Annotated in this window: 18 protein-coding genes; 11 read left to right on the plus strand and 7 right to left on the minus strand. The window is 42.8% G+C overall.

Annotated features, from left to right (window positions below):
- Nucleotides 1-686 precede the first annotated feature (686 nt).
- Nucleotides 687-923 (plus strand): hypothetical protein, encoded by a 237-nt coding sequence (locus M2419_RS09300; protein ID WP_046676052.1) that lies wholly within the window; start codon nt 687-689, stop codon nt 921-923.
- Between the two features lie 50 nt (nt 924-973).
- Here the strand turns inward: M2419_RS09300 and M2419_RS09305 are convergent, their stop codons facing one another.
- From M2419_RS09305 to M2419_RS09325, 5 genes are all read right to left on the minus strand, one after another.
- On the minus strand, nt 974-1,636 hold the full coding sequence (locus M2419_RS09305; protein ID WP_259254853.1) for a hypothetical protein: 663 nt from the start codon (nt 1,634-1,636) through the stop codon (nt 974-976).
- 473 nt (nt 1,637-2,109) lie between these two features.
- A complete protein-coding gene (locus M2419_RS09310; RefSeq protein WP_182332277.1) occupies nt 2,110-3,657 on the minus strand; it encodes a DUF6850 family outer membrane beta-barrel protein in 1,548 nt (515 codons plus the stop codon).
- An 11-nt stretch (nt 3,658-3,668) separates the two neighbouring features.
- Complete coding sequence (locus tag M2419_RS09315) at nt 3,669-4,880, minus strand: DUF4876 domain-containing protein (RefSeq protein WP_259254854.1); 1,212 nt, start codon at nt 4,878-4,880, stop codon at nt 3,669-3,671.
- Between the two features lie 4 nt (nt 4,881-4,884).
- The gene (locus M2419_RS09320) at nt 4,885-7,713 is read right to left on the minus strand and encodes a TonB-dependent receptor (protein ID WP_259254855.1); all 2,829 of its coding nucleotides are present in this window, start codon (nt 7,711-7,713) and stop codon (nt 4,885-4,887) included.
- Entirely contained in the window at nt 7,703-8,323 is a 621-nt protein-coding gene (locus M2419_RS09325) for a hypothetical protein (RefSeq protein ID WP_259254856.1), read from the minus strand. Before M2419_RS09325 ends, M2419_RS09320 begins: the two co-directional genes overlap by 11 nt.
- 237 nt (nt 8,324-8,560) lie before the next feature.
- Here M2419_RS09325 and M2419_RS09330 point away from each other — a divergent pair, with 237 nt between their 5' ends.
- The 4 genes from M2419_RS09330 (at nt 8,561) to M2419_RS09345 (ending at nt 12,889) form a co-directional block, all read left to right on the plus strand.
- Nucleotides 8,561-10,789 carry a HEAT repeat domain-containing protein gene (locus tag M2419_RS09330; RefSeq protein ID WP_259254857.1) on the plus strand — a complete coding sequence of 743 codons (2,229 nt, stop codon included), beginning with the start codon at nt 8,561-8,563 and terminating at the stop codon, nt 10,787-10,789.
- A 140-nt stretch (nt 10,790-10,929) separates the two neighbouring features.
- Nucleotides 10,930-11,559, plus strand: coding sequence for a histidine phosphatase family protein (locus tag M2419_RS09335; protein ID WP_259254858.1), 630 nt, complete (start codon nt 10,930-10,932; stop codon nt 11,557-11,559).
- Complete coding sequence (locus tag M2419_RS09340) at nt 11,556-12,137, plus strand: Crp/Fnr family transcriptional regulator (protein WP_075992396.1); 582 nt, start codon at nt 11,556-11,558, stop codon at nt 12,135-12,137. The genes M2419_RS09335 and M2419_RS09340 overlap by 4 nt, the downstream gene beginning before the upstream one ends.
- Before the next feature lie 68 nt (nt 12,138-12,205).
- On the plus strand, nt 12,206-12,889 hold the full coding sequence (locus M2419_RS09345) for a type II CAAX prenyl endopeptidase Rce1 family protein (protein WP_259254859.1): 684 nt from the start codon (nt 12,206-12,208) through the stop codon (nt 12,887-12,889).
- 110 nt (nt 12,890-12,999) lie between these two features.
- Here the strand turns inward: M2419_RS09345 and M2419_RS09350 are convergent, their stop codons facing one another.
- A complete protein-coding gene (locus M2419_RS09350) occupies nt 13,000-13,467 on the minus strand; it encodes a hypothetical protein (RefSeq protein WP_216640352.1) in 468 nt (155 codons plus the stop codon).
- A gap of 293 nt (nt 13,468-13,760) precedes the next feature.
- On the opposite strand from M2419_RS09350, the gene M2419_RS09355 reads away from it, so the two are divergent.
- Nucleotides 13,761-14,609, plus strand: coding sequence for a mechanosensitive ion channel family protein (locus tag M2419_RS09355; protein ID WP_075992398.1), 849 nt, complete (start codon nt 13,761-13,763; stop codon nt 14,607-14,609).
- A gap of 377 nt (nt 14,610-14,986) precedes the next feature.
- A complete protein-coding gene (locus tag M2419_RS09360; RefSeq protein WP_259254860.1) occupies nt 14,987-17,383 on the plus strand; it encodes a TonB-dependent receptor in 2,397 nt (798 codons plus the stop codon).
- A gap of 49 nt (nt 17,384-17,432) precedes the next feature.
- On the opposite strand, the gene M2419_RS09365 is transcribed toward M2419_RS09360, so the two are convergent.
- Nucleotides 17,433-18,287 carry a helix-turn-helix domain-containing protein gene (locus tag M2419_RS09365; RefSeq protein ID WP_259254861.1) on the minus strand — a complete coding sequence of 285 codons (855 nt, stop codon included), beginning with the start codon at nt 18,285-18,287 and terminating at the stop codon, nt 17,433-17,435.
- 142 nt (nt 18,288-18,429) lie between these two features.
- On the opposite strand from M2419_RS09365, the gene M2419_RS09370 reads away from it, so the two are divergent.
- The 4 genes from M2419_RS09370 to M2419_RS09385 all read left to right on the plus strand — a co-directional run bounded on the left by M2419_RS09370 (nt 18,430) and on the right by M2419_RS09385 (nt 24,458).
- Nucleotides 18,430-19,029, plus strand: coding sequence for a porin family protein (locus tag M2419_RS09370; protein WP_259254862.1), 600 nt, complete (start codon nt 18,430-18,432; stop codon nt 19,027-19,029).
- 333 nt (nt 19,030-19,362) lie between these two features.
- Nucleotides 19,363-19,962: an RNA polymerase sigma factor gene (locus M2419_RS09375; RefSeq protein ID WP_159726989.1), complete on the plus strand. Its 600-nt coding sequence runs from the start codon at nt 19,363-19,365 to the stop codon at nt 19,960-19,962.
- 104 nt (nt 19,963-20,066) lie between these two features.
- Nucleotides 20,067-21,086 (plus strand): FecR family protein, encoded by a 1,020-nt coding sequence (locus M2419_RS09380; protein ID WP_259254863.1) that lies wholly within the window; start codon nt 20,067-20,069, stop codon nt 21,084-21,086.
- Between the two features lie 78 nt (nt 21,087-21,164).
- The gene (locus M2419_RS09385) at nt 21,165-24,458 is read left to right on the plus strand and encodes a SusC/RagA family TonB-linked outer membrane protein (RefSeq protein WP_259254864.1); all 3,294 of its coding nucleotides are present in this window, start codon (nt 21,165-21,167) and stop codon (nt 24,456-24,458) included.
- Nucleotides 24,459-24,467: the final 9 nt, after the last annotated feature.

Genomic DNA, 24,467 nt, shown 5'->3' on the forward strand with positions numbered 1-24,467 from the left:
AGACCAAATGTAAATAGGCAATTAAACCTGAGCGTTTTATGAATATTAATAAATTATTAATATTCATTATACAAAAAAAATCTGAGACACGGAGCTCACTTACCTGTCTATTAAGTAGGTGAATTATAAACTTTCCAACTTAATCGTATGATGAAAAAGAACAAATTATTCTGGGCTGTAATCGGTGTCTCGCTTACCATGGCTGTCCATACCGGAGCCTACGGGCAGATGCGCAAAAAGGCGACTTTATCATAATCCTGATAAAATAAAAAGGCATGCTGGAAGATCGAAACTTTGTAGCGGTTAAACAATTCAGCGAAAGCGGTCTGATCATCCTTTGCGGCAAGATGAAGCAGTTCAATATCCGATATAGCCTGGTAATTGTTCAAATTTGTTAGTATTCTATTGCAGTAGATGTGTCAAATGTAAATTTAATATGCATAAAATCCAAACTGCTAAAGGATTGGAAACCTAATTTACTTCGATGGAGATACCCATTCACTAAGCGGTATGGTACTGCAGGGTGGACATTAATGGAGATAATAACACTTTTTAACTTCTGACTATTATTATATAATGGTCAGAAGTTTTTATATTTACGACAGTTTAGCGAACATAGGGCAGATAATAGGAAAAATCTAGCTTTAATTTCGGAATGCGCAATTATTAAAAAACTTATACGGAATATGAAATATTACTTACTGACCTTTTCTGTTTCGGCTCAGGTGCTCACCAAACGCACTGAACTGATCAATTACCTTAGCCGGCATATTGCTGACCTGAAATACATTTCGGCAGATCTTCAGGATAAACTATGCACCATTACCATCCGGACATTACGACGTGACGAAGGGGTTGTTCTTAATCTCTTGGCCATAAGAGGTTTCAAGGCATCTTTTCTATCAGCGACCGAAGGTCCCTAATGTGGGATTTAGCAAATTTCTGCGGCCCTGGATATTGGGCAGGCTTAAAATTATCTGATCAAAACGTGTGTTCGTTCGATTACAGCGATTTCCTCTTTCGCGGCAATCTGTCGTTTGTTTGAAGTTCTGCAGTAGGTATACTGTCGTGAACGGCTAAAGCCACGGGGTAGGACTTTCCGCTCCAGATAACCTTCTGCCACATATTTGCGGAGTAGTGAAGTAATGCGTTCAGTCTTAAAAGTAATCTGATAGGCTTTTTCAACAGCAGTGATAATCTGTTCAATGGTGCGGGGATCCTGAAAATAATCCGAGTCGAAAATCAGACGCATGACAGATTCCCGCTGATAACGATGATCTAGTTTTCGCGTCGTTTGGAGTTGATTTTTGTCCGTGACCTCGTCTGTAAACAACTTTTTGCCTAGGGGAAAGAATTTGGTCCTAAATCGGCCGAAATTACTGTGGGCACCCGTAGCTATCCTTAATGGCATTGATTCATCAAAAAAATGGGCCATCGGAATTGAAAGCGAATCGCAGAGCTGTGCTACAGCTTCCACAGAGATCGTCGAATTTTTGTTGCAGTAGCTCTGAAGTCGGCTTTCAGGGATCTCGCTAAAATTAGCCAAGCCGGCTAATGTCATTGAAGTCTTGTCAAGAATTTCTAAGATCCGAATGGACATCCATTCCGCTAAGGCCATATTTGTGATTTTTCCCATATTAATTGCAGAATTCCGTATGGAATTTAATTGATTGTATTATATGCTCAGGATTATTTTATAATGATGTTGTTTTTCTTTGTTTATCTGGTCAGCATATCTTTTAATTATGTTGATGTCCAGATTATGTATTCTCTGTAGATGGATTTTTATGAAGATTTCTGCTTTTTTTTTGAAATTCAACTGATTATCTTAATAAAAACAACACGAGGTCCGTGTTAATTAATTTTATTAAGCGATATTACTAATTTTTATTGAAAAATGAAGGTTTTTTTAAGATAAATAGAGGGATTTTTGACATAAATATGTTTTTTTTATTCAATTTGCTGTCCCGAATAATTTAATTCCTTCAATTGACCGCTCAAATAATTTAAGTTCTTCAATCGTCTAGGTGAATACATTAAAATTGCGGAGCACTAGACTTGGGCTCCGCAATAAGAAGGTTTTTTAGGTAATCTTGCTGAAGATCTCCATTAGAACGTCAGTAGGCCTAAGGATAAGCTAGCCGAGTAACGGGATTTTCCGTTGTCACCATATCCACCAGATGTAGACAGCGCTGTTTCTAGGCTGCCCGATCCCTTCAGATAAAGTTGATTGCTTTTCTTTCCGAAGTTGGCAAGCCGGTATTGTATGCTCAGGGCATTGACTACCCGATCGCGTGTTAAATACTGGTAGATAGGCAAGGCAATGCTGTTTGCAACAAAATTGCTCGAATAGTTTTTATCTGTATAACTCCATTCGTTTTTTACGCCAAAATTGTAGTTGGATGCCACATCAAAGACCCAGCGCGACAGGGCTTTGTTAAAGCGGATGCCAATATCCATGCGATCGACGATTTCTTTTCCCTGCGGTAGGGCATAGCGGTTGTCCCAGCCGGAATAACTTACAGTGGCCTTGGCAAACCAGTCTGAGCGGTAGGCGCTGGTTTCTTTGGCCAATATATACCCCAAAGAAGCCTGGCTGCGTAGTGCCGTATTCAAGCTGCCTTCAAAAATAGTTTCATAACTGCGGTCGTCCGTGCGCTGCAATTGCTGGTATTCGGTATTGGAAATATCACAATACAGCAGGTTTAAATTGAAGTGATGGTTGTAATCGCCACGTTTTAAATCAATGGCCGATAATACCGTGTACTGATCGTATTGATGTTTGCCAGCTTTCATCGGATAGGTGCTGCCGTCGGTGGCCTTTTCCTCATGACGAAGGTAGCTTCCGGACAGCAACCAGCTGAACTGATCGGCGGTATAACGAAAGCTGAGTTCGCTGCCATACGCATGCGCAAGATAGCTGCGGTCCATATCTGCCGTCATAATGAAAGGTGATGCCCCGAGGTATTCGGCCAGACCTAGGAGTTTATAGACATTGTACTGTTGACTTCCGTTGGCACGTACCAGATTCAGATCATTTTTCTGATAATTATAAATGGCTGCGAGCCCAAGCTGATGCCGCTTGCTGATTTTGTAGGAAATATTCGGTGCTAGCTGGATTTTATTTTCTGTATCCAGGGAACGTGGGTCCATTTGTCGCGCTCCCGTAGCGACCTGATAGGAGAGGTCGAGACCGGCACGCATGCGGCCACCGGCAAAGCTGGGGCTCGCTACTTTGAGGTCCATTGTATAAAACTGCTTATTCCAGTCGCCCTTTAGTGAGTCGACTAGCTGATAGGGATTGTCGGTAAATGGATTCACAAGGGATGCATAGGCCAGCTCCTTCTCTTTCAATGTGGTAAAGTCAAAGCGACCATAGAGCGTCCAGTCGCCGGAACGCTGAAATTTCTCTGTCGAAAAATTGAGTCCCTGTTTCGATTTGCCTGTAAATGGATGTCTAAAATCTCCGCCTTCATAGAAGTAGCCTAAGGTGGTGTTTCCCACAGCCGGTAGGTCAAGCTCCCCCAGTAAAGCGCTGGTTTTGACTTTCAGCAGGCTTTCCTTTTCTTTGGAGTAGCTGATATTCGGATTTTCCTGTGCTTGCAGCTGCATGAAAGAAGCTGTAAATGCCAGGGAAAAAATATATTTTATGTTCATGATGCGCCTGCTTATTTGGAATAACTTTTGGGACTAGGGGTATCGTTTATCGTAAAGTCGCTGGAGGAATTGTTGGTGTCCATCAGTACTTTGATGCCATTGATTTCTTCCCTTACTTTCCGGATAACCGATTTTCCGGTGCCGGCTCCGCCGCCAACAAAGGCTACTCCAGCATCAATGGTGAGCGGCAAACGCTTTTTGTCGAGTGTAATGGTGCTGTTGGCAACGCAATCCACGCCGTCGATAACTTTGTCTGCGGCAACTTTCACATAACGTGTTGAAGCAGTTGCTCCGGGTTCGGTAACAGTTTCGTAGCTGGCATAGTCGTCGGGCGAAAGGATAACGAGTCCAGAGCCGTTGACGCCAGGTAGCCAGTCAAAAATAGTCAACGATGAGCTATAGATCAGTGTTACGTTGGGTACGTCTGGCGAGTCGGTATCGTTGGAATTTCCGGGCGGATTAAAATAGGTCTCAAAATCGGCAATTCCTGCCCCTAAATCTGTGGGTGCATTGGGATTGCCTTTTGGATCTGTCTTATGATTAATTCCGTCGACAGCAATGACAATAGATTTGCCCGGCGCTACAGGGTGATCTACACCTGCGGTACCCGGAATGGTCCATAGGGAGGCAAGGTATACGTTTTGTTGATCTTCGATGAATTTGGTGGCTAGCGTTGAACCCGCTTTTGTCGCTCCGAAGGAGATTCCGCCAGCATATAAGGTGTCGGTCGAGTTGTTGTAGATTTCTACAAAACCATCGTATAAATAAGACGAATTATTCGGGGTGCGGCTACCGGTATAGTAAAATTCCTTGATGACAAATCCACCGATGGCCCCGCCGCTCAGCTGAATGTCTGTCTTTCCGGATTCCTGAATACGCAGGGAGGGGATGGAGGCATTCAAAAATGCTTTGCCCAGGCGTCCGCTGATGCTGATGCTTTCCTCTTCGGTCACCTCCCGGCTTACCGTTACGGTGTAGATACCAGGTATAATATCCTGCAGATCGACTTCGCCCTTTGCATTGGTCGTCAATTGAGACTGTTGACCTGTAAATGTGTTTTTAAGGGTTACCGTAGCATTCACGGCAAAAGATTCAATATAATTGCTGGGGTAGTGGACAGCCAGGGTATAGGAAAGCGTATTGACCGTCGCAAAATCTTTGCGGCAGCCACTCAATAAACAGAGCAACGCAACCAGGTAGAGATAACAATTGATTTTCTTCATTTTTTTAGAATTTAATAGACAGTTCGGTTCCAAAAAAGATATCAATATTTCGTTTTGTGAACTGTTCAGGATTGCGCGTGCTCCGTACCAACGGTCTGTTGTTGATGAAGTTGTTGGCATAGAACGAGAAGCCCATATTTTTGGCAAACTCCTTGGTCAATTTCATGTTGAACAGCCAAAGTGGTTTCCAGCTTTCGGTCCGGAAGGTTGCATCGCTGATACTGAGGTAAATATCGCGGTCGGCCGAGGTGATCTGCTGGCGCTCCGCCTCTGAAAAATAGACGATGTCCATGGGTTTGTCAGACCCTACGGGGATATAACCGATCGGCAGGCTGGAGTAGTCGACATTACGCTCCTTATCGATCCAGATGGTCTGTGCCGTCAGGGTCAGGATAAACCGTAGTTCGGGAATATGGTGTATGGCCCTTAAAGTGGTCATGAGTCGCTCGCTGTCGGTCCCGCGTGGCGCAAATACACCGACGCGTGTCATCGTTTTGTTGGGCACCTCCTGTGCAAGGATATAAGGTATGGTGGTGGTTGATTTGGTCGACTGATAGGCCCCCGTCAGCTGAAAAGAAGTGCGGATAGCGTCGAAGCGCCCCATATCAAAATCAAATTCGGCCCCCTTGTTGATGATCTGCCTGCCGTTGGTAGGGGTGGCATAGGTAAATACATAAGGCGTATTGGTCACAACATCACTCAAAATCGGTTTTCCGCCCGCTACTTCCTGCTGTACGGTATACGTCGGAATAAGCGCATACTGCAAGCTGTTTAAGGTGGTCATATAGTCGTAGGCATTGTCGATCTTATCATGATAAGCGGTAATGCTCAAACGCTGGCCTTTGCCGACTTTCCAGTCGATACCCAATTCTTTTTTATAGGATTTGGCCAGCTTAAGCTGATCGTTGCCTGTTTCATAGACGCGTGTGGTCAGGAGCGCTAGCGCTTCCTTGGGATCTTGCTTGTAATAGTTTAAACTGAAAACATCGAAATAGGCATTTTCGGGATACAGCATGTTCAAGGTAGGAGACTTGGTGGCGATGCCATAGCCTCCGCGTAGGGTAAAGGCAGGCAGGAGGTCGTAGCTCACATTGATTCGTGGCGACACGGCGGTTTTGCCGTCGCCACTGAAAGGCTGTAGCTGATCCATACGCACACCGGCCTGTATAGCCAGTTCGCGCTTTCCAAATCGGGCCGTCATACGGTCCTCGGCATAGGCGCCGAGCTGATTCAGTGCGGGTATATCTTTGTAGGCCCGCGCACGGTATCCGTTCAGGTTATTGGTGCGGTAGGGGAAGTTGGGGTCAAAGGTCTTTCCGTTTCCACTGTTGGCATCCATGCGGTAATCTGTACCGACAAGGATGCGGTGTGTGAAAAGGCCTGTTTTGGCATAAAACTCATCCGATATCTTGGCAAATAAATTGATCGGTTTTCCCTCTACCCAGGCTTTATTGATATAGCTTGCAGGTAGATAGGGGGCTTCAAATGTACCATCGGTATACGAGCTTCCCACAGCTGAAATACCAGCAGTTCCAGCATTTTCCATGTAAGATTTCTGAAGCGAATAATTCAATGACACCGTATAGTTTAACTGTCGGGCCAGGGCCTTATTGACCTTCCACTTTCCATTGGTCGAAAAGCGGTAGCTGTATTCCTGCGACTTGTTGAGCTGCGGAACAGCATTGGCATCGGGATCAATTTTGACGTTATCCAGGTTGCTGCCAAAGGAGAAATAGGTATTGGTATACAATGGTTTTTCCTGACCAAAGGTTTTGCTGTACTGCGCTGAACCGTTTACGCGGTTATAGGCGGCATAGGCCGATGTCTGCTTGTCATTGGCCCGGGTGTAGTCAAGGTCGACAAATAAAGTTCCCTTGTTTTTTCCGAGATCAAAACCCTGACCAGCCCAGAATTGGGTAAGCTTCGGGTTTATCCGACCTTTGATCTGCAGGTCTTCTTTTCCGGCTTTTGTCTGCACGATAATGGCGCCCGAGGTCATGTCGCCATATTCGACCCCGGCAATGCCGCGGATGACTTCAACGGATTCGACATTATCGGCTGTGTACTGTCGCATATCGGCACCCAAACCTTGGGAAGTGGAAAAACTGCCGATTGAACCGCTGGATCCTGAAGTACCGTTTAATATTGCCGCAGAACCCAAAGACTGCAAATTGGCATTGTTGGACGTGGGTGCCCCGTTAATGATAAGCGAAGTACCCAGGGAGCTCATATAATCCGAAGAACGGTTGGTCTGGTTGCTATTGCCCACATTCCGTATGCCGGTTTTATTGACGTTGGTGAAACTCGGATTCGTTGTCATTCCACCGGGTAGCAACTGTAGGACTTCACCCAGGTTGGTCGCCTGCATATGTTCAATGGCCTTGCGGTTGATGATGGTCGAGGTAGCACCTTCTTTTCGGTTTTCCTGACCAACGACCACAACGTCTGCCAGGGCAATGGAGTTTTCGGCCAATGCTATTGCAATAGGCTGTTTGCTGGCAGTCACGGTCTGCTCTACTGTCAGCATCCCAAGGTAGCTGACAACAAGAGTGTATTGTCCGCTCGGAGTGCGGTCGAACGTAAAGTGACCGTTTTCATCGGTTTTGGCGTACAGACCCAGCTCCCTGATTTGTACAGTAGCTCCTTTGAGTGCCTTGCCGGTGCTTTTCTCTGTGATTATGCCACGGATATCGCCGTCCTGAAAAGAGCGTTCAGTCAACGGTTTTGTGTTGGTGGTTGGAGCGGCGAACGTAGTTGTTGATGCAGATAAGGTCAATAGGGCAAAGAATAGGATGGATCTTTGCCCTATCAACGCTGGTTCGTTATTTTCCATGGCTATGTCCCATATTTTCGGGGTTAATCATGATGTGTGCTTTGTAAGATCCCTCGTCCATTAACCAGGGAATTCCAGGTAAACCCGGTTTGCTCGACAAGCCGATATCGGCTGCTTTTGCATAAGGAACATAGATCACATAACGTCGCTGTGCACCTTCGATTTCTCCGGTTGTGTTGTTCAGTTTGGCCAATGGTCCCCAATAGCCGTACAGTATGGTTGGTGTCTGCGGGATGGGTAATTTGCCTGCTTTGTGTTCGGCTTCACGGATTTCATCGCGTTGCTTGCGTTTGCCTTCGGCGATCAGTTCGCGCCCGCGGGCCATAAAAGGATCCAAACTTTTTGGATAGGCATAGGCATATAAAACGGAAGATTTGTAGTCCGGTGCAAGACAGGTCAGGTTATTGGTGGCGGTGCCTTCCTGTAAGGTGATAAACTCGCCTTTTTCGTTATAACCCAATACTTTGGCGCCTTCGCGTTGGTCTGCCGGGGCTGCCTGTAATGCAATTTTTATCTGTAGATCTTTTGCGAGTGGACTGCGTTCTTGTTTTTGTCCAAACACAGCCAGGGTACCCCACGATAGCGCAAGGGCGATGATAAGATGTTTCATAGATATTCGTTTAGCGATTAATGACTAATTGTTTTTGCTTGTTGATACTAGCATGTTGCAAATATATGTATTTAGATTTATTATAAATAAGTGAATTTTAAAATATTATTTCAGTTAAATCCGATTAATGCGCTGTTAAATAAAATATTTCAGTATAAAATATATTATTTTTAATCGTTTTAAATAAAGTTAATGTACATTTGCATGCATCTTTATGCGTATTTTAATACATCTTATATGAAGCATACTACGTTTACCGGTTTATCCCTCGCATTGAGTCTATTGGCTATGAAGCAGCTCCATGCACAATCCATACAGGAACCTACTGTAAAAAGTCCAACCAGCTTTGCGATCATTGTGGATCAGCATACCTACGATCAGGCAAAGCCTGAGATCGATGCTTATCGTGCCGCAGTGGAAAAAGATGGATTGGGCACTTATATTATTTCGAGTCAATGGGCCAAACCGGACGAGATCCGGACGTTATTGAAGAGCCTGTATGCAAAAAAGCAGCCCCTGGAGGGTACAGTGCTGATCGGTGATATTCCAATTCCTATGCTACGGGATGCACAGTTTTTGACTTCGGCCTTTAAGATGTCGCAAAATATCCGCTGGGATAAGTCATCGGTGCCATCCGACAGGTACTACGATGATTTTGATCTGCAATTTGACTTTATCAAACAGGATACGGCCAAGTCGAGGTCCAATTATTTTTATTATAGCCTAAGTGCTGCTTCGCCGCAGTATATACAGATGGATATCTATTCGGCGCGGATCAAGCCGCCCGTGGAAAATGGCGAAGATCCTATTGCGAAAATCAAGGCATATTTAAAAAAGGTCGTTCAGCAGAAAGCACAGGCAACCCCCTTAAATGATATGATCGCTTCAACCGGTCACGGCTATAATTCCAATTCGGTCAACGCGACAATCGGCGATGCGCTGGCACTCAGATCGCAGATGCCCGCTTTGTTTCTTCCGGGAAATTCAGTCAAGTTTATCAATTTTCGCTCCGACAACTTCATTAAGTTCAATATATTGAATGAACTGAAGCGGGAGGGCTTGGATTTTGCATATATGACCGGACATGGTACAGCCACGCTGCAGCTACTCAATGGCTATCCATTAGCTTCTAATCCGCAGCCTTCCATGGAGAATGTGGCTCGTTACCTCCGCTCCAAGCTTCGATCTGCAAAAGAGGATGGCAGGGATGTGGAAGCGGTCAAAAAATCGTTTATGGAATCCCTTGGTGTAAACGAGAAGTGGATGCTCGATGCCTTTGACCCCAAAAGTATAGCGGCAGATTCCCTGTTCAATGACGATATGGATATGCAGATCCACGATATCAAAGACGCCCATATCAAGGCGCCTTTGGTTTACCTCAACTCCTGTCTGACAGGCTCCTTTCATCTGCCCAATTATCTGGCGGGCTATTATCCTTTTTCAGACAATGACAATATCGCGGCGGTGGCCAATTCGGTAGGGGTGTTACAGGATTTGTGGCCGGGTGAGCTTATGGGTTTGCTGCAGCATGGTGTTCGTGTAGGAAATTGGATGAAACATATGGCGTATCTGGAAACGCATATTCTGGGTGACCCAACCTTTCATTTTGCAGGTAAGGCTGATCAGCGGCTGAAAATCAATACAGCGATCGGTTCACACGATCGGAATGCAGGCTACTGGCGCACACTGCTGAAGGAAAATGATGCCGACCTGCAGGCGCTGGCCCTGGTCTATCTTTCGCGTATATTGCTTGAAAAAGAAGTAAGCCCTTTATTGAAAGAGTATTACTTTAAATCGGCATTTGAAACCGTACGTACGCAGGCCTTTATACAATTGCGTCAACTGGAAAATCCGGATTATTTTGAGGTATTGCATGCCGCTAAATCCGATTCGTATGAGTTTATCCGTCGTTCGGCAGTGTATGATCTGGCGGAGTTTGGCGGAAATGATTTTGTCAAAGATATGATACAGCTGTATCTGAGCGACCCACACTCCGAACGGGTGGGGTACCGCCTGCGTACTTCCCTTAGTTTTATGGAGCCGGCCCTGGTCAAACAGGAAATCGATCGGCAAATTCGACAAAATCCCGGCTTGAGCAATGCGAAGCTTTTGGCGGACAAACTGGATCAGATTGTTCTTTCTGGCGAGAAAACAACCGAAACCCTGACCAAAAAGATCTTGGACAAGGAAGAAAAGGAAAAGGAGCGCCTCAATGATATCCGTACCATGCGTCTGTACCGTTATCACCGCATGGTGCCGGTGCTGATTGAGACCGTTCTGGATAAAAGTAACTCGGCGGATATACGTGTAACAGCGCTGGAAGCGCTGAGCTGGTTCCCTCTTTCGTATCAGCGCCGCGCCATATACGATGCCTGTGAACAAATAATAAAATCAGATGCTCCAGAAACGGTAAAATACCAAAGTCTGAAAACAAAGAACATCATGGAAGGTTATTCGAAAAAATAAATGTTATTGTTGAGACCCCCGATGGATTTACAAAAATTTAGGTAATTTTGGATAACATGTTATCCTTTGTGATTGACATTATTTGTCAGATGGCGGCGATTTAATTGCCGCCATTTTTTTTAATGGCTACTTTTGTGTTTATGTTTCAAAAGAAAAACATCATTACTGTGCAACATACCGAATCCATGCATCATAAAAATGGCATGATCGGTTCATGGAGCGACTGGGAATTAACAGAGACAGGCATGCAGCATGCAGAAAATATTGCTACCAACTTAAAGTCGGAATTTCCGGATACGAGCTTTTCACTGTATGCATCACCGCTTAGCAGAACAAAGCAAACCGCAGAAATTATAGGAAAGCAGTTTAATATAGCTCCCCAAATAACTACAGCACTGAAGGAGCGGTATTTGGGAAGAGCGGTGGGGCAATCTGTTCAATGGCTTAAGGATAATATTGAGCAGGAAGAAATATCGATCTATGACAAATGTTTTAGTGATGCTGAATCCAGATTTGATGTATGGCAAAGAATGATACCCTTTTATGAAACGATATTAGGTAGTACCGAAGAAAACATTGTCGTTGTCTCGCACGGAGATAGTTTAAGTATCTTTAATGTTATGTGGCTGGGCTTGCATGTGGAAGTACTCAATACGATAGATCTGTATGGTGTCAGCGGTGGGGTTTCTTTTCTTTACCAAACAGAAATGGGAAAAAGAATCATCAAGCGGATGAGCGATACGGCTTATTATAAAAGCAAAGCGATATGAAAACTCCTAATCCCGAAAACATCAAGGAGATATTTGATGCCTATTACCCTGTTGATATTAAATTTTGGGTTGAATTTTCAAAAGTTGTGGAATGCCGTACTTTTACTAAAAATGAAGTTGTTAAAGATTATGATCGGACGGAGCGGTTTATTAATATACTGGTTTCGGGTTCTGTAGGTCATTTTGTACCCTATCAGCATAAAGATATATGTATCAATCTGTATTATGAAAACCAGATTTTCAGCGATTACCTTTCTTTTGTGTCACAGAAACCAACGGTCATCAAAACCGAATGCATAGAAGACACTGAACTCTGGTCAGTAAGCTATCAGAATCTTCAGGGACTTTACGCAAAATCGGACCGATCGCTGCTTATTGGCAAAGCGATTTCGGATATCATGTTTACGGCAAAGCAGTCCGAACAAATCAATCTACTGACATTATCACCTACTGAAAGATATCTTAAATTATTAAAAGAGCGGCCGAAGATTTTTCAGCGGACACCGTTGAAAATTATCGCATCTTATTTGGGTATTGCACCTGAGAGCCTCAGCAGGATACGGAAAAAGATTTCTTAACTTTAGTCAAGTGTTTTTGGTTTTAATGCAGCTATTTTTGGGCATTGCAAAAAAGCTATATCAACATTATGAAAAGAAAAGTCAATTATTGGGCAGTCGTCATTTATTATATCATCGCGATAGTGTGCCGGTATTTAACCAATAAAACGGAATTACTAAGCACGCTTGAAAATCCCTATTTAAAATCTATTCTTACAGGCGCTGGACCGGCTTTAGGAGCAGTCTTTGTGTTTTTGGTTTTCAAAATAAAACCTGCGCTGTCACTCAGGGGAAACTACAAAAGTATGATTTTGCCAATTATCCTCTATTGGGTATTCCCTGTCGTTCTAATAAGTACTGTATCGTATTTGACACAAGGTAAAATTCCCTATTTAGCTGTTTCCTCGGTACTCATCTATGGTCTACTGGAGGAAATCGGCTGGCGTGGCTTTCTCTACCAAGAATTTAAAGCATTGAAGCCACTTTACAACATATTCTTACTGTCTTTGTTATGGTTTTTATGGCATCTGAATTTTGATTTCACACCTGTACAATTCTTCTTTTTTGGGGTTTTGATATTGGGAAGTTGGGGAATAGGTAAAGTCGCTGATACAACTGGCTCGCTGATTGCAGTTAGTGCATTTCATTCGCTTAACAATTTTTTTCCGGCTATAAATGGGAAAAGTGGTGCTATTTTGGGCCTATTACTCCTCGTTTGGATTGCCGCTTTGGTCGTTCGAAAAAAGATGAAAGCAGCGGCGCTAGCTTCCTGATGGAGTAAAATGATATCGGATTATTTTCTATCCACAACTGTGTTCAACACAATGCAAAGCCGTCTGGATAGTTCTAGGCGGCTTTGTTCATGAAAAGGGAGGCTTTCCTGTTATTTTGAAATCTTGGTAAACTCGAAGGGAATCTGGAGACTGTCGCCAGCGACATTAGCCTTCAGCTTTTCACCTTCACGCCAGTAGGTGATCTTTTTAGGAAAGGGTAGCGAGTCATTATTACACTCAAATAGACCGTCTTTTAGCATGGTCATCTCAAAGGCGATAAAATCTTTCTCATCGGGTGTTTTAACCAATAAATTCCAGTTGCCGTCGGATTTTAATAATTGCATTTTTTCCTGATGGATGGTATCCAGGTTTTGTAGGGTAAAAGCAAAACCGGCATATTCAGCGTCTTTTATTTTCTGCCAATATTCAAAAGTCCGTTTATCTTTGGTTTCGTTGGTACGTTGCCATTTTCCCAATAACCAGTCGAAGTTTTCGGACGGCTCATTTTGAATTCCTAAGCATTGGATAAAAACGAGCAGAATGAATACTGAAATCCAAACGTTGATTAATTTTACCATCTTATATTTCGTTTTAAAGGTTTATCAACTGATGATTGTAGCTTGTGAAACAGGCATGCAACGTCAACAAGGTGCTCTGTTTGCCTCTATTTGATTCAATTTAATGAAAAAAATCGGAGTTTGTCGAAATTGGATTGAAAAGTAGCCTATTGTTTGATTTTCCTACGAACAATTCTACTGTTCAGTTGTTTAAATTAGAGAAAATGTAATTTAATGTGCTTTAAATTAGAATAAAAGCAACATAATGTCCTTTTTGTTTCTAACCCTTACATTTTTAATAAATAAATAGTGCTATGAACAATTTAGAATTGAACGATGTCCAGCAACATTGGAATAATTTTATTTCCTCTGCCATTGCCTGGGCGCCCCGTATTATTACTGCCGTAATTTCTGCTTTACTTATTTATCTGATCGGATCCTGGATTATCCGCTTAATCAAACGGATGATAGACAAGGCATTTGAGCGGCGACAAATGGATGTCTCCTTGCAGCGATTTTTAAGCAATCTCATCAGTTGGATTTTAAATATTTTATTATTTATCGTTGTCGTTACACAATTGGGGGTGCAGACCTCTGCATTTGTAGCCATTATTGGTGCAGCAGGTCTGGCCATAGGTCTGGCGCTGCAGGGATCCTTGTCCAATTTTGCCGGCGGTATACTGATTTTACTCCTCAAGCCTTTCCGCGTGGGCGATTACATAACCTCCACTACAAATATCGCGGGTACGGTGACAGAAATTGATATCTTCAATACCAAGTTAAATACACCGCAAAATCAGCAGGTGGTTGTTCCAAATGGGGTGTTGTCAAATAGTAGCATCACCAATTATACAAAACTTGGAACACGCCGCACATGGTTTGACATTGGCGTTGCCTACGATGCTGATCTGAAACAGGCAAAAGAAATACTCCTCAACATCGTTAGAAACAATGAATTTGCCTTTAAAGAGCCTGCGCCACAGGTGGTGGTGACGGAACTTGGCGACAGTGCGATCAATCTTTCTGTACGCGTCACAACCTCCAATGAAAACTTTTGGACCATGCAGGAACAGCTGATCATTGACTGTAAGGAAGCTTTGGATAAGGCCGGGATTGAAATTCCATTTCCGCAGCGCGATGTGCATATCCGAAATAATTCCTAACTGATGAAGAAGACTATCGACTGGTAGAAGAAATCCGCGCTATGTTGACTTTTTTCTCCATGCTGAATATCGTGCAGCACAAAGCCGTTTGAGCGAACTCAGACGGCTTTGTTTATTGAAACGTAAATGAATGTTACTCGGTAGATTTTGGCCGTCTTGTTATATTTATAAGGCATATGGATTGCTATTTAGAATGGCTTATGCAGCTATAAATAGCTTTTTTTGAGGAAGTATCGTTGTCTCCTGTTGAATATAACGGGAGACAAAATGGGGACTTGATAACGATTTAAAAGAAGTATTTGGCTTCGGTAAAATAGTGGCAGAACTTTTATATTAATTATTTAGAATTGTTATAAATAATAATATATTTGTGCATCATGAAAAACAACCGAAAATCTATTTCATTCGATCTAACCGATAGCAAGAATAGCCTTCCTTCAAATAACAATAAAATAATTTCTTCGCTAGCACTGATCCTATTATCGACAACTACCTTGTATGCGCAGGACGGTCATCTGTCGGGAACTGTCCGTACTTCGGAGGGAGAAGCAATTTCACATGTAACGGTGAAAATAGATCTTACAAAAAAACTGCAGACCGATTCATTCGGTAAGTTTTCTTCGTCATTATCTGCGGGAACACACCGGTTTCAGTTTACTGCAATCGGTTATCAGATGCTCGATACAATATTCACTATTCAACCCAATGATAGCCTCGATATTGCACCTGTACTTCGGTCGAATAACCGGATCAATGAGGTGATTGTATCTGCTTCCAGGCGTATTGAATCCTTGGATGAGGTACCGTCTTCGGTAACAGTGCTTTCGCAAAAGCAACTGGAATCACAACGCAGTATCAGCAATAATCTAAGTGATATCTTGGCGAATACCGTACCTGGGCTTGGTTTTTCGACCAATCGTACGCAAAATTTGGGACAGACACTTCGGGGTAGACGCGTGCTTATTATGATTGACGGCATTCCCCAATCTACACCGCTGAGAGATGGAGCCCGTGATATCCGTTCGCTGGATCCAAGTGTAATCGAGCGGGTTGAGGTAATCAAAGGCGCAACGGCCATCTACGGTAATGGTGCCGATGGTGGACTCATCAATTATATCACTAAACATGCAAATGTAGACCGAAGGTTTGGTGGGACCACCGAAATAGGTAGTAATTTTTCTTTGGTGAAACCGGGGCAAACGGGAGGATTTAATGTTAGCCAGCTTTTTAACGGAAGTCAGGGGCATTGGGATTATGTCGTAAGCGGAAGGTACGAACAAACGGGTCTTTACAAGGACGCTGACGGTGTGGTATTGTCGCCCGAATATGGCATGAATGATCTTAAAAATTGGAATGCTTTTGCCAAGATAGGTTATCGTATCGATGCTAAAAATCGTCTGGAACTGATGTACAACTTCTTTAAAAGCACACAGTATACTGATTACATTGCCAAAGCTGGGAAATATGGCGATTTTAATTCGCCGACAACGGGTATCCTGGGGAAAAGACCGGGAGAGCCGGAAGGTACGCCATATAACCATAATGCCAGTTTAAAATACACTGCACAGGAATTAATTGGGCGAACAGATTTCGATGCGAATATTTATTTTCAGGATTATGAGACCTTGATCAACTATAGCAATTTTTTTGAAGGAGACGGTCAGCCCGGTACCAGGAGTAAAAAGCTAGGTTTACGCCTAAATTTCAATAGTCCTTTTAAGTGGTCTGATGTGGTATCCAGTGAAATTACCTACGGCTTGGATTTATTGTCCGATAAAACCAACACAACGCTTACAGATGGGCGCACGGTTATCCCGAATATGGATATGCGTAATCTAGCCCCTTACTTTCAGTTGAAGACAAACATCGGCAAAGATCTTATCTTGAAAGCCGGTAGCCGATTGGAAAATGTACATATTGAGGTGCCGAACTTTACAACGATAGGAATTTTAAATTCGGTCAATGGAAATTACGTAGGCGGTGGAGTAGCAGTCAATGGTGGGGACCTGAACTTTACGGCATTGATGCTCAATGCAGGACTGCGTTACACCAAAATACAGTTCTTTAAACCATTTGTGAGTTTTTCTCAAAGTTTCAGTGTCGCCGATCTGGGACTTGTATTGCGTGCAGCAAAGGAAAATACAGTCAGTAGTACGTCCATTAAGGCTGTTAAAGCCAATAATTATGAGTTCGGATTTTCAGGTGATATTGGGCGATTCTCCTATGAAGCGGCAACGTACTACAGTACTTCGACATTGGGGGCATCTTATGTTTTCGTTGATGGAAATCCGCAGATTGCGCGTTCTCCGGAGAAAATTTACGGTTTTGAGCTGTCTGCAAACTATCGCGTACATCCGATCCTCGATTTTGGTGCGAGCTATTCATATACTGAAGGGAAAAGAGAATTAACGGACGGAAGTCGTGTATATCTTGGTGGGGATCGCATCAATCCGCCTAAGATAACGGGCTCTATTACCGTAAATCCAATGAAACAATGGTCGCTTACAACGCAAATGATCGCTACTTCGGGCCGAAATCGTTTTGAACCTGTTAATGGATTGTACAGCTATGGAACAGGACCTATCCGATCATTCACAACCTTCAATTTCTCCAGTAAATATCAGATCAACACACGATCGCTAATACGCCTGGGAATCGAAAACATATTCAATAAGGATTATTACACGGTGATCTCGCAATGGCAGTCAAATAATATGAATTATGTGAAAGGCAATGGAACTCGTCTCAATTTGAGTCTGTCGCATTCCTTTTAGCCAATTTTTGATGGGTTTGCACAAGTGTGCTTACTACCTCGGAAAATTTCTACATTTTTCTATACGCGAGCGGAGACAATCCGACTGATCGCTTAAAGTATCTGCCGAAAAAAGATTGTGAAGGGAAGTTAAGCTCATTACTGATCTGCTGTATAGTCATATGTGTAGACTTCAACAGCGCTTTAGCTTCCCACACAACATAGTCATCAATCCATTGCTTGGCAGACAGACCATTGTGTTCTTTGATCACCTTGGATAAGTACTTTGGAGTTACACATAGCTTATCTGCGTAGAATTCTATGCCCCGCTCTTGTTTGAAATTGTCCTGTACCTGATTTAGGAAGTTTTCAACCAGTTCTTCCAATCGGGGCTTTTTTTTCTGTTGTGTATGACGTTCGATGTTATGGGCATTGTAACCAAACCCGTAAAAATAGGCTTTTGTTAGGTGTTGAAGAATCTTTGTAGTATAAGGATTATCTGTTTCCAGCACTTTTTGTACTGTTTTAAAATACTCAGCCAAACTCGTTAGTTCTGCATCTTTTAATGCAATAAAAGGTTGATTATGCAAAGAAAGAAAAACGGGTAGATGCTCTTCGATATTAAGACTTGAGGTAAATGTCTTTGACATGACTATAAAAAGTGCAGAAAAATCGGCACTCACATTTTCTATGGTTACAGTATGCCCCGCGAGGAGTACAATAAGAGAGGGGGCACCCGTTTCAAAGTAGCGCATATTTGAATGCCCTTTCAAATGACCTTCAAAGCAAATAATACTTATGGTGACATCCAATTTCACCGGAAAATTAAGTCGTTCAATCGTGGGTGTCTCCAATAAAATGAAATCCTCATGATGGTTATGCTGTTTCAAGTTTTTATTGTGCGTAAATGGCAACGTCATTTCCATAATAGTCAAGTATTGTTATTCAAATGTATTGTTTTATATTGAAAAAACGACTTTTTGGACAATTTAGCCTTCTTATAGAGCTTTCCAGCCTCTTTAAATGCATCTACATTTGTCACATAAATTTTAAATGAAATTATTCGTGATGAAAAAACTATTATTAATTGGATTGGTCTTGGCAATGGCACAGATATCCTTTGCTCAAGGTTTGGGCGGAATTTTTCAAAGGCTTTCTTTTGGTTTAAAGGCTGGGGGAAACTACAGTAACTTTACAGGTGCGAACTTCGATACCGAAGGACTCGCAGGATTCAACGGGGGACTTCTTGTCAATTTTAAGCTTACAGACAAGTGGTCTGTTCAAGAGGAATTTTTGTATTCAACGCAGGGTGCAAAAATCACAGACAATGTATTCGGAACGCATAAGGACCTGAGGTTATCCTATATGTCCGTTCCGATCCTCGTAAAATATCGATCGGCTATCGGTCTTTATGCGGAAGTTGGGGCGCAGGCCAATCTATTGATGAAAGACGCGAAAGACACAGGCTTTGTAGATTTTGCGGATAAAATTGATGCGGGCGCTGTTGCAGGTTTGGGCTATGAATTTACGAAAGGTCCAGCTAAAGGTTTGGGCCTGGGAGCGAGATACTACCAGGGTTTTATGGATGTAGGTAAGTTTAATTCTACGACACTAAAATCTGATTTTAAGAATAGCGTGGCGCAGTTAAGTATCTTTTATATGTTCTGATCGGCTCAATAGGTTGTTTAACTGTTAATTTATAAGTAAAGACTCAATAAATGTACATTAAACTGCATTTATTGAGTCTTTACTTTTTGCACATTCACGTTATATCGAAGCGATGGCCTGGTTCCTACACGAACCGTCATTTTTAAACATTATATGTAATATATTCACTTTAATGAGCTATATAATAGCTCGGTGGAGCTTTCCGAGTCGGGGAGATGCATAAATAACAGGCTTTTGTTGTTAATGTATTCTTTACCTGTCCTTAATATTGTAGTTGTATTAAAGCTTGATCTTTACAGCTGACGAAGAATTATTGATCTAGAGAGTATGCTTGTGAAAACGATAGACGCTATCCTATTAGAACGTCTGGTAAATGCAGATTATAGTGCTTTTGATGAGATTTATGAGCATCATTGGAGCACACTTTTCCGTATTGCAGTTAAGAAGTTAGGTGATGTGGATGTGGCCATGGATCTTGTTCAGGATCTATTTGTAGACCTGTGGCAAAGAAGGGCCATGATCAATATTCATAGCGGATTGCGAGCCTATCTTATTTCGGCCCTATACCATAAGTTATTCCAGTATTTCAGAAAGAAAGGTGTGCATGAAAAACATATTGAACAGTATAGCTTAATGGTACAAGATGGACTGCATGATATTTTTCCTATCGTGGACTATGAAGAGAATTACACAGACGTACTGATTGCGATTGAACAGTCTGTAGTAGAAATGCCCGACCGTATGCGCGTTGTTTTTAATTTGAAATACCAACGCAGTCTCAGTAATCATGAAATTGCGGAACAACTTGGCATATCGCTTCAAACTGTAAAAAACCAATTAAGTAAAGCGTTGAATCTTGTGCGCCAGCACATGCAACGGCAACAGCTGAATCCGACAGTCTTCGTGTCCTTATCTTTTCTACTCTTCTTTTAATCCTTACCCAAGGTGTTCTTGATTAAATTTTTTAAAATAAACTTTACATAAACTTAACGCTTTTACGATGGTACGATCGCCCAATTAGAGCAACTATAGGGTGTATGCAAGACAGAAAAAGGGAATTGGAAGAATTGATCCAAAAGTATTCATCAGGACAGATAAAGGATGGCGAACGGGCACATTTAATGCGTTGGTTGCAGGAACTTGATGTTTTAGAAGGGTACAAAGCTGATATGGAAGGGGTTCAAACGCGGATGAAAGAAAAGATAGACCTCCGTTTGCTAGCCACCGAAACACCTACTAAAATTGCACATCCACCTTGGCTGTTATGGGGTAAGGTTGCCGCAGTTGTTCTTTTTTGTTTTTCATTTGGATGGTATCTACTCGACCGGAATAGTAGCGGGGATGCCAAACACAAGCAGTCCGTTAAGGTCGAAAAAACGGTCGATAAGTACAAAATGATAACCTATGCTGTTGTACAGGATAGCACGATTGTATTGGAAGATGGCAGTAAAGTCCGTCTTTTGGCAAATTCTTCAATCTCCTTGATGCAACCCTTTCCAGAAAAGCAGCGCGCGATTCAATTGCAAGGAAAGGCTTTTTTTGAGGTGTCACACAATAAATCGCGCCCATTTACAGTTCTATCGAGCAATATCCTGACAACGGCTTTAGGAACTTCTTTTTGGGTTGTGCAGGAGGCCAAAAATAGGAAGCCTAGTGTGCGCCTGATCACAGGAAGGGTTTCCATTAAGGAGCGTGGCGAAAATGGGGAAGAAAAGCTCCTTGCCTATTTGACTCCAGGGCAAACTTGGGCGGAAAAAGTTGTACAACCAAGAAAAGAACCTGTTTTGAAACTGGAAAAGCCAGTGGAAGAGATCGTACCAACGACATTGGAATTTCACCACAAGCCTTTGGCGGAAGTGCTTCCTGCCTTGGCGTCTTTCTACCGCACAACGATTCTCTTTTCTCCGGATGATGTGTCAGGACTATCATTCTATGGTACATATACAACAGAAAATGAGGTCGCGCAAATTCTGCAAACGATCTGTATTGCAAATGAGCTCGAACTCAAGTTTAATACCGAAACAAATACCTATACGATCGTAAAAAACAGTCAATAAAAATCCATAAAAAAACACTATTGAGCCTCCCTTTTTAGGGAGGCCTGGGAAAACTATGCTCAATTATTAATGAAAACTATGCAACAATTTTCAACAGGTAAAAGGCCAGCCAAGGGGGCTTTATTACTGCTACTAGCAATTGCTTTTGGCCAAAAGGGTTTTGCCCAACAAAGCGGGGAACTTGTTGTCATCGTGCAGGATGCGAAGTCAAAAGGTTTGGCCAATGCAACGGTGACCATAAAAAACAAGAATAGCAACCTGAAACGATCCGGTCAGGCCGATCAGCAGGGGAAAGCCATGTTCAATAATTTGCCGGTGGATAGCAACTATTGTATTTTGGTGACTTATACAGGACTACTGCCAAAAGAGGAGTGCAAGTATATTGTTACCTCCGGTAAAAGATCGAGCGTGGTCTTTCAACTCACAGACGCAGCTTCAAATCAAATGGACGAGGTGGTCGTTGTGGGCTACGGTACACAGAAAAAGACCAACCTCTCGGGTGCTGTAGATCAGATTAGTGGCGATGTGCTCGAAAGCCGCCCTATTTCCAATGCTGCGCAGGGGCTTCAAGGGATTTCACCCAACTTGAATATACAGTTCAACTCCGGAGCACCGGGAGCGGAACCTAAAATCAATATCCGTGGAATTACATCGATCAATGGCGGCGATCCATTAATTTTGGTAGATAATGTTCCTATTTCGGCAGCCGAATTAATTCGGATTGCGCCACAGGATATTGAATCATTTACGGTGATTAAAGATGCGTCGGCTGCGGCGATCTACGGGGCCCGTGCCTCCTTTGGGGTTCTGATCATTACGACAAAAACAGGGAAAGGCGATGTGAAAGTGAGCTATTCGAATAACTTTACATGGAATACCCCTACAGTAATGCCCGATAAAATAACGGATCCGTATGTGTTTTCGAGACTATTGGAAACGTCAACCGATAATACACCCTGGGATAATGTCAACTATTCGGACCAGTTTTATCAATATGCAAAAGAGCGATCTGACAACCCTTCCATTGCCGGTGTGCGTATCAATCCTTCAGATTCCAAGGTCTGGGAATATATGGGTAACAGGGACTGGACACGTTATTTCTTATCCGACTGGAATGCAACCAATACGCACGACCTGTCAATCTCGGGCTCAAATGAAAAAGTACAATACTATATCAGTGGTAGCTACAACCGACAAAATTCGCCTGTTAAGCTAGCAGAGGATTATTTTGACCGCTATAACCTGCGTTCTAAAGTAAACTATAGGCTTTCTGATTTTATTTCCTTTGGTAACAATACAGTGATCGGAAGTACACGTAGGCTTACGCCTTCTCAGATGAGTTTGCCCGATATCTACAATATTTTTCCAACTTCTTTTGATAAGAACCCGGATGGAACATGGGCCAATTCTTCCGCAGGTATCATTGCCGCACAAATGGTTGATGGCGGTAAAAGTGATCGTAAACGTCTGGATGTACAATCTACCTTCAATACTGAGCTCCGCTTTTTTGGTAATAAATTCAAAGTAAATGCAGATTATACTTTCCAACGTAATTCGTTGAACCGCAATTGGTATACTAAGCAATACGAGATCGGTTATGGTCCGGACGATGTCCGTAAAGAGGGGACAACAGGGGCTTATCGTGAAGCTGGTTTTTCCTATTACAACGTTTATAATATTTACGGTACTTATTTGCAATCTTTTAATAAACATCAGGTCAATGCGGTGTTGGGCTTTAACCAGGAGGATTATCGGTATGAAGTGATCACTGCAGAACGCGCCGGACTTATTTCAGAATCCTTTCCAACCATTCAGTTTGCAACAGGAACAATGAAAATGGGTGAAGCCATTGATACTTATGCCTTACGTGGTGCATTTTATCGGTTGAACTATACTTATGATGATAAATATATTGTTGAATTCAATGGTCGATATGATGGCTCGTCCCGATTTCCGAAAAGTAAGCGTTTTGGCTTTTTCCCTTCGGGCTCAGCTGCCTGGCGTATAGACCGTGAAAAGTTTATGTCGTCTGTCGCTGGACTGGATTTATTGAAGCTGAGGGTATCTTACGGTCAATTGGGTAATCAGTCTGTGTCGAACTACGGCTATCTTCCTTCGATGGAAAAAAAGGATGCCGATTACTTGTTCGGAAGTGAACGGGGAATCTATATTGGTGTTCCACCTTTGGTTTCTCCCAATTATACCTGGGAGAAGGTCAATACCGTAAATTTTGGTTTGGATGTTGCGGTACTCAAAAATAAACTTTCGGCAAGTTTTGATTATTACTCAAGACGTACCTTGGGGATGTTGACACTGGGCAGAGATCTTCCCAATATTTTGGGCGCAAGTGAGCCACTTGAGAATGCTGCCGATCTAAAGACCAATGGATGGGAATTGACTGTCAATTTTCAGGATCGTTTCGAGTTGGCTAACGCACCATTACGCTTCAATGCCAAATTATTGCTGTCGGACTCACAGTCCAAAATTACACGTTTTGACAACGCCAATAAAAGCATTCTGCAATATTATGAAGGGATGCAAATGGGGGAGATCTGGGGTTTGCAAAGCAACGGACTTTTCAAAGACGAGGCAGAGATTGCCAAGCTGGACCAGACTTCGATCATTCCCTGGGGCGCTTTGTCGATTGTACCGGGATGGCCTACCTATGTGGATCAGGATGGTAATGGTAAGATTGAAAAAGGATATACACTTGGCGATACCAAAGACCTCAAGATCATTGGTAACTCCACGCCACGTTATCAATTTGGTATAGACCTGTCTGCAGATTGGAAAGGTTTCGATCTTAGGGCATTTTTTCAAGGCATTGGTAAACGCGATTATTATCCGTTGGACTACCTGTATTGGGGGACATACCAACAGCCTTATGGTAACTTTTATGGGCACTTGCTTGATTTCTACCGTCCGGGAAGTGATTCGGACATTGACCGTGCGAAACATTCGCAAGCTTATTTGAATTTGGGACTGGCCGATCAAAACCTTAATGCGGCTTATCCGATCTTACAGTCATGGCTTGCCGACCGTAACTTGGGTACCCGGATTGATCAGGCCCAAGGACTGGCCATTCCACAGACCAATTATTTGCTGAATGCGGCCTATCTACGTCTGAAAAACCTAACGATAGGGTATACCTTACCCAAATCTATTACTTCACGCGCCAAGATCAGTAACCTACGTGTTTATCTAAGTGGTGAAAATATCATCGAATGGTCTGCTGTGAAGCGCTATTTTGATCCGGAGACACTGAACGAAAATACGTATACCAATCCAACTGCAGGTTCGGACCGTGTAGGTAATGGGCTTACTTATCCATTTCAAAGAAGTTTTTCTGCAGGTATTCAAGTCACCTTTTAATTGCTTATC

The organism is Sphingobacterium sp. BIGb0116, from assembly GCF_024808035.1.
Taxonomy (GTDB): Bacteria; Bacteroidota; Bacteroidia; order Sphingobacteriales; family Sphingobacteriaceae; genus Sphingobacterium; species Sphingobacterium paramultivorum.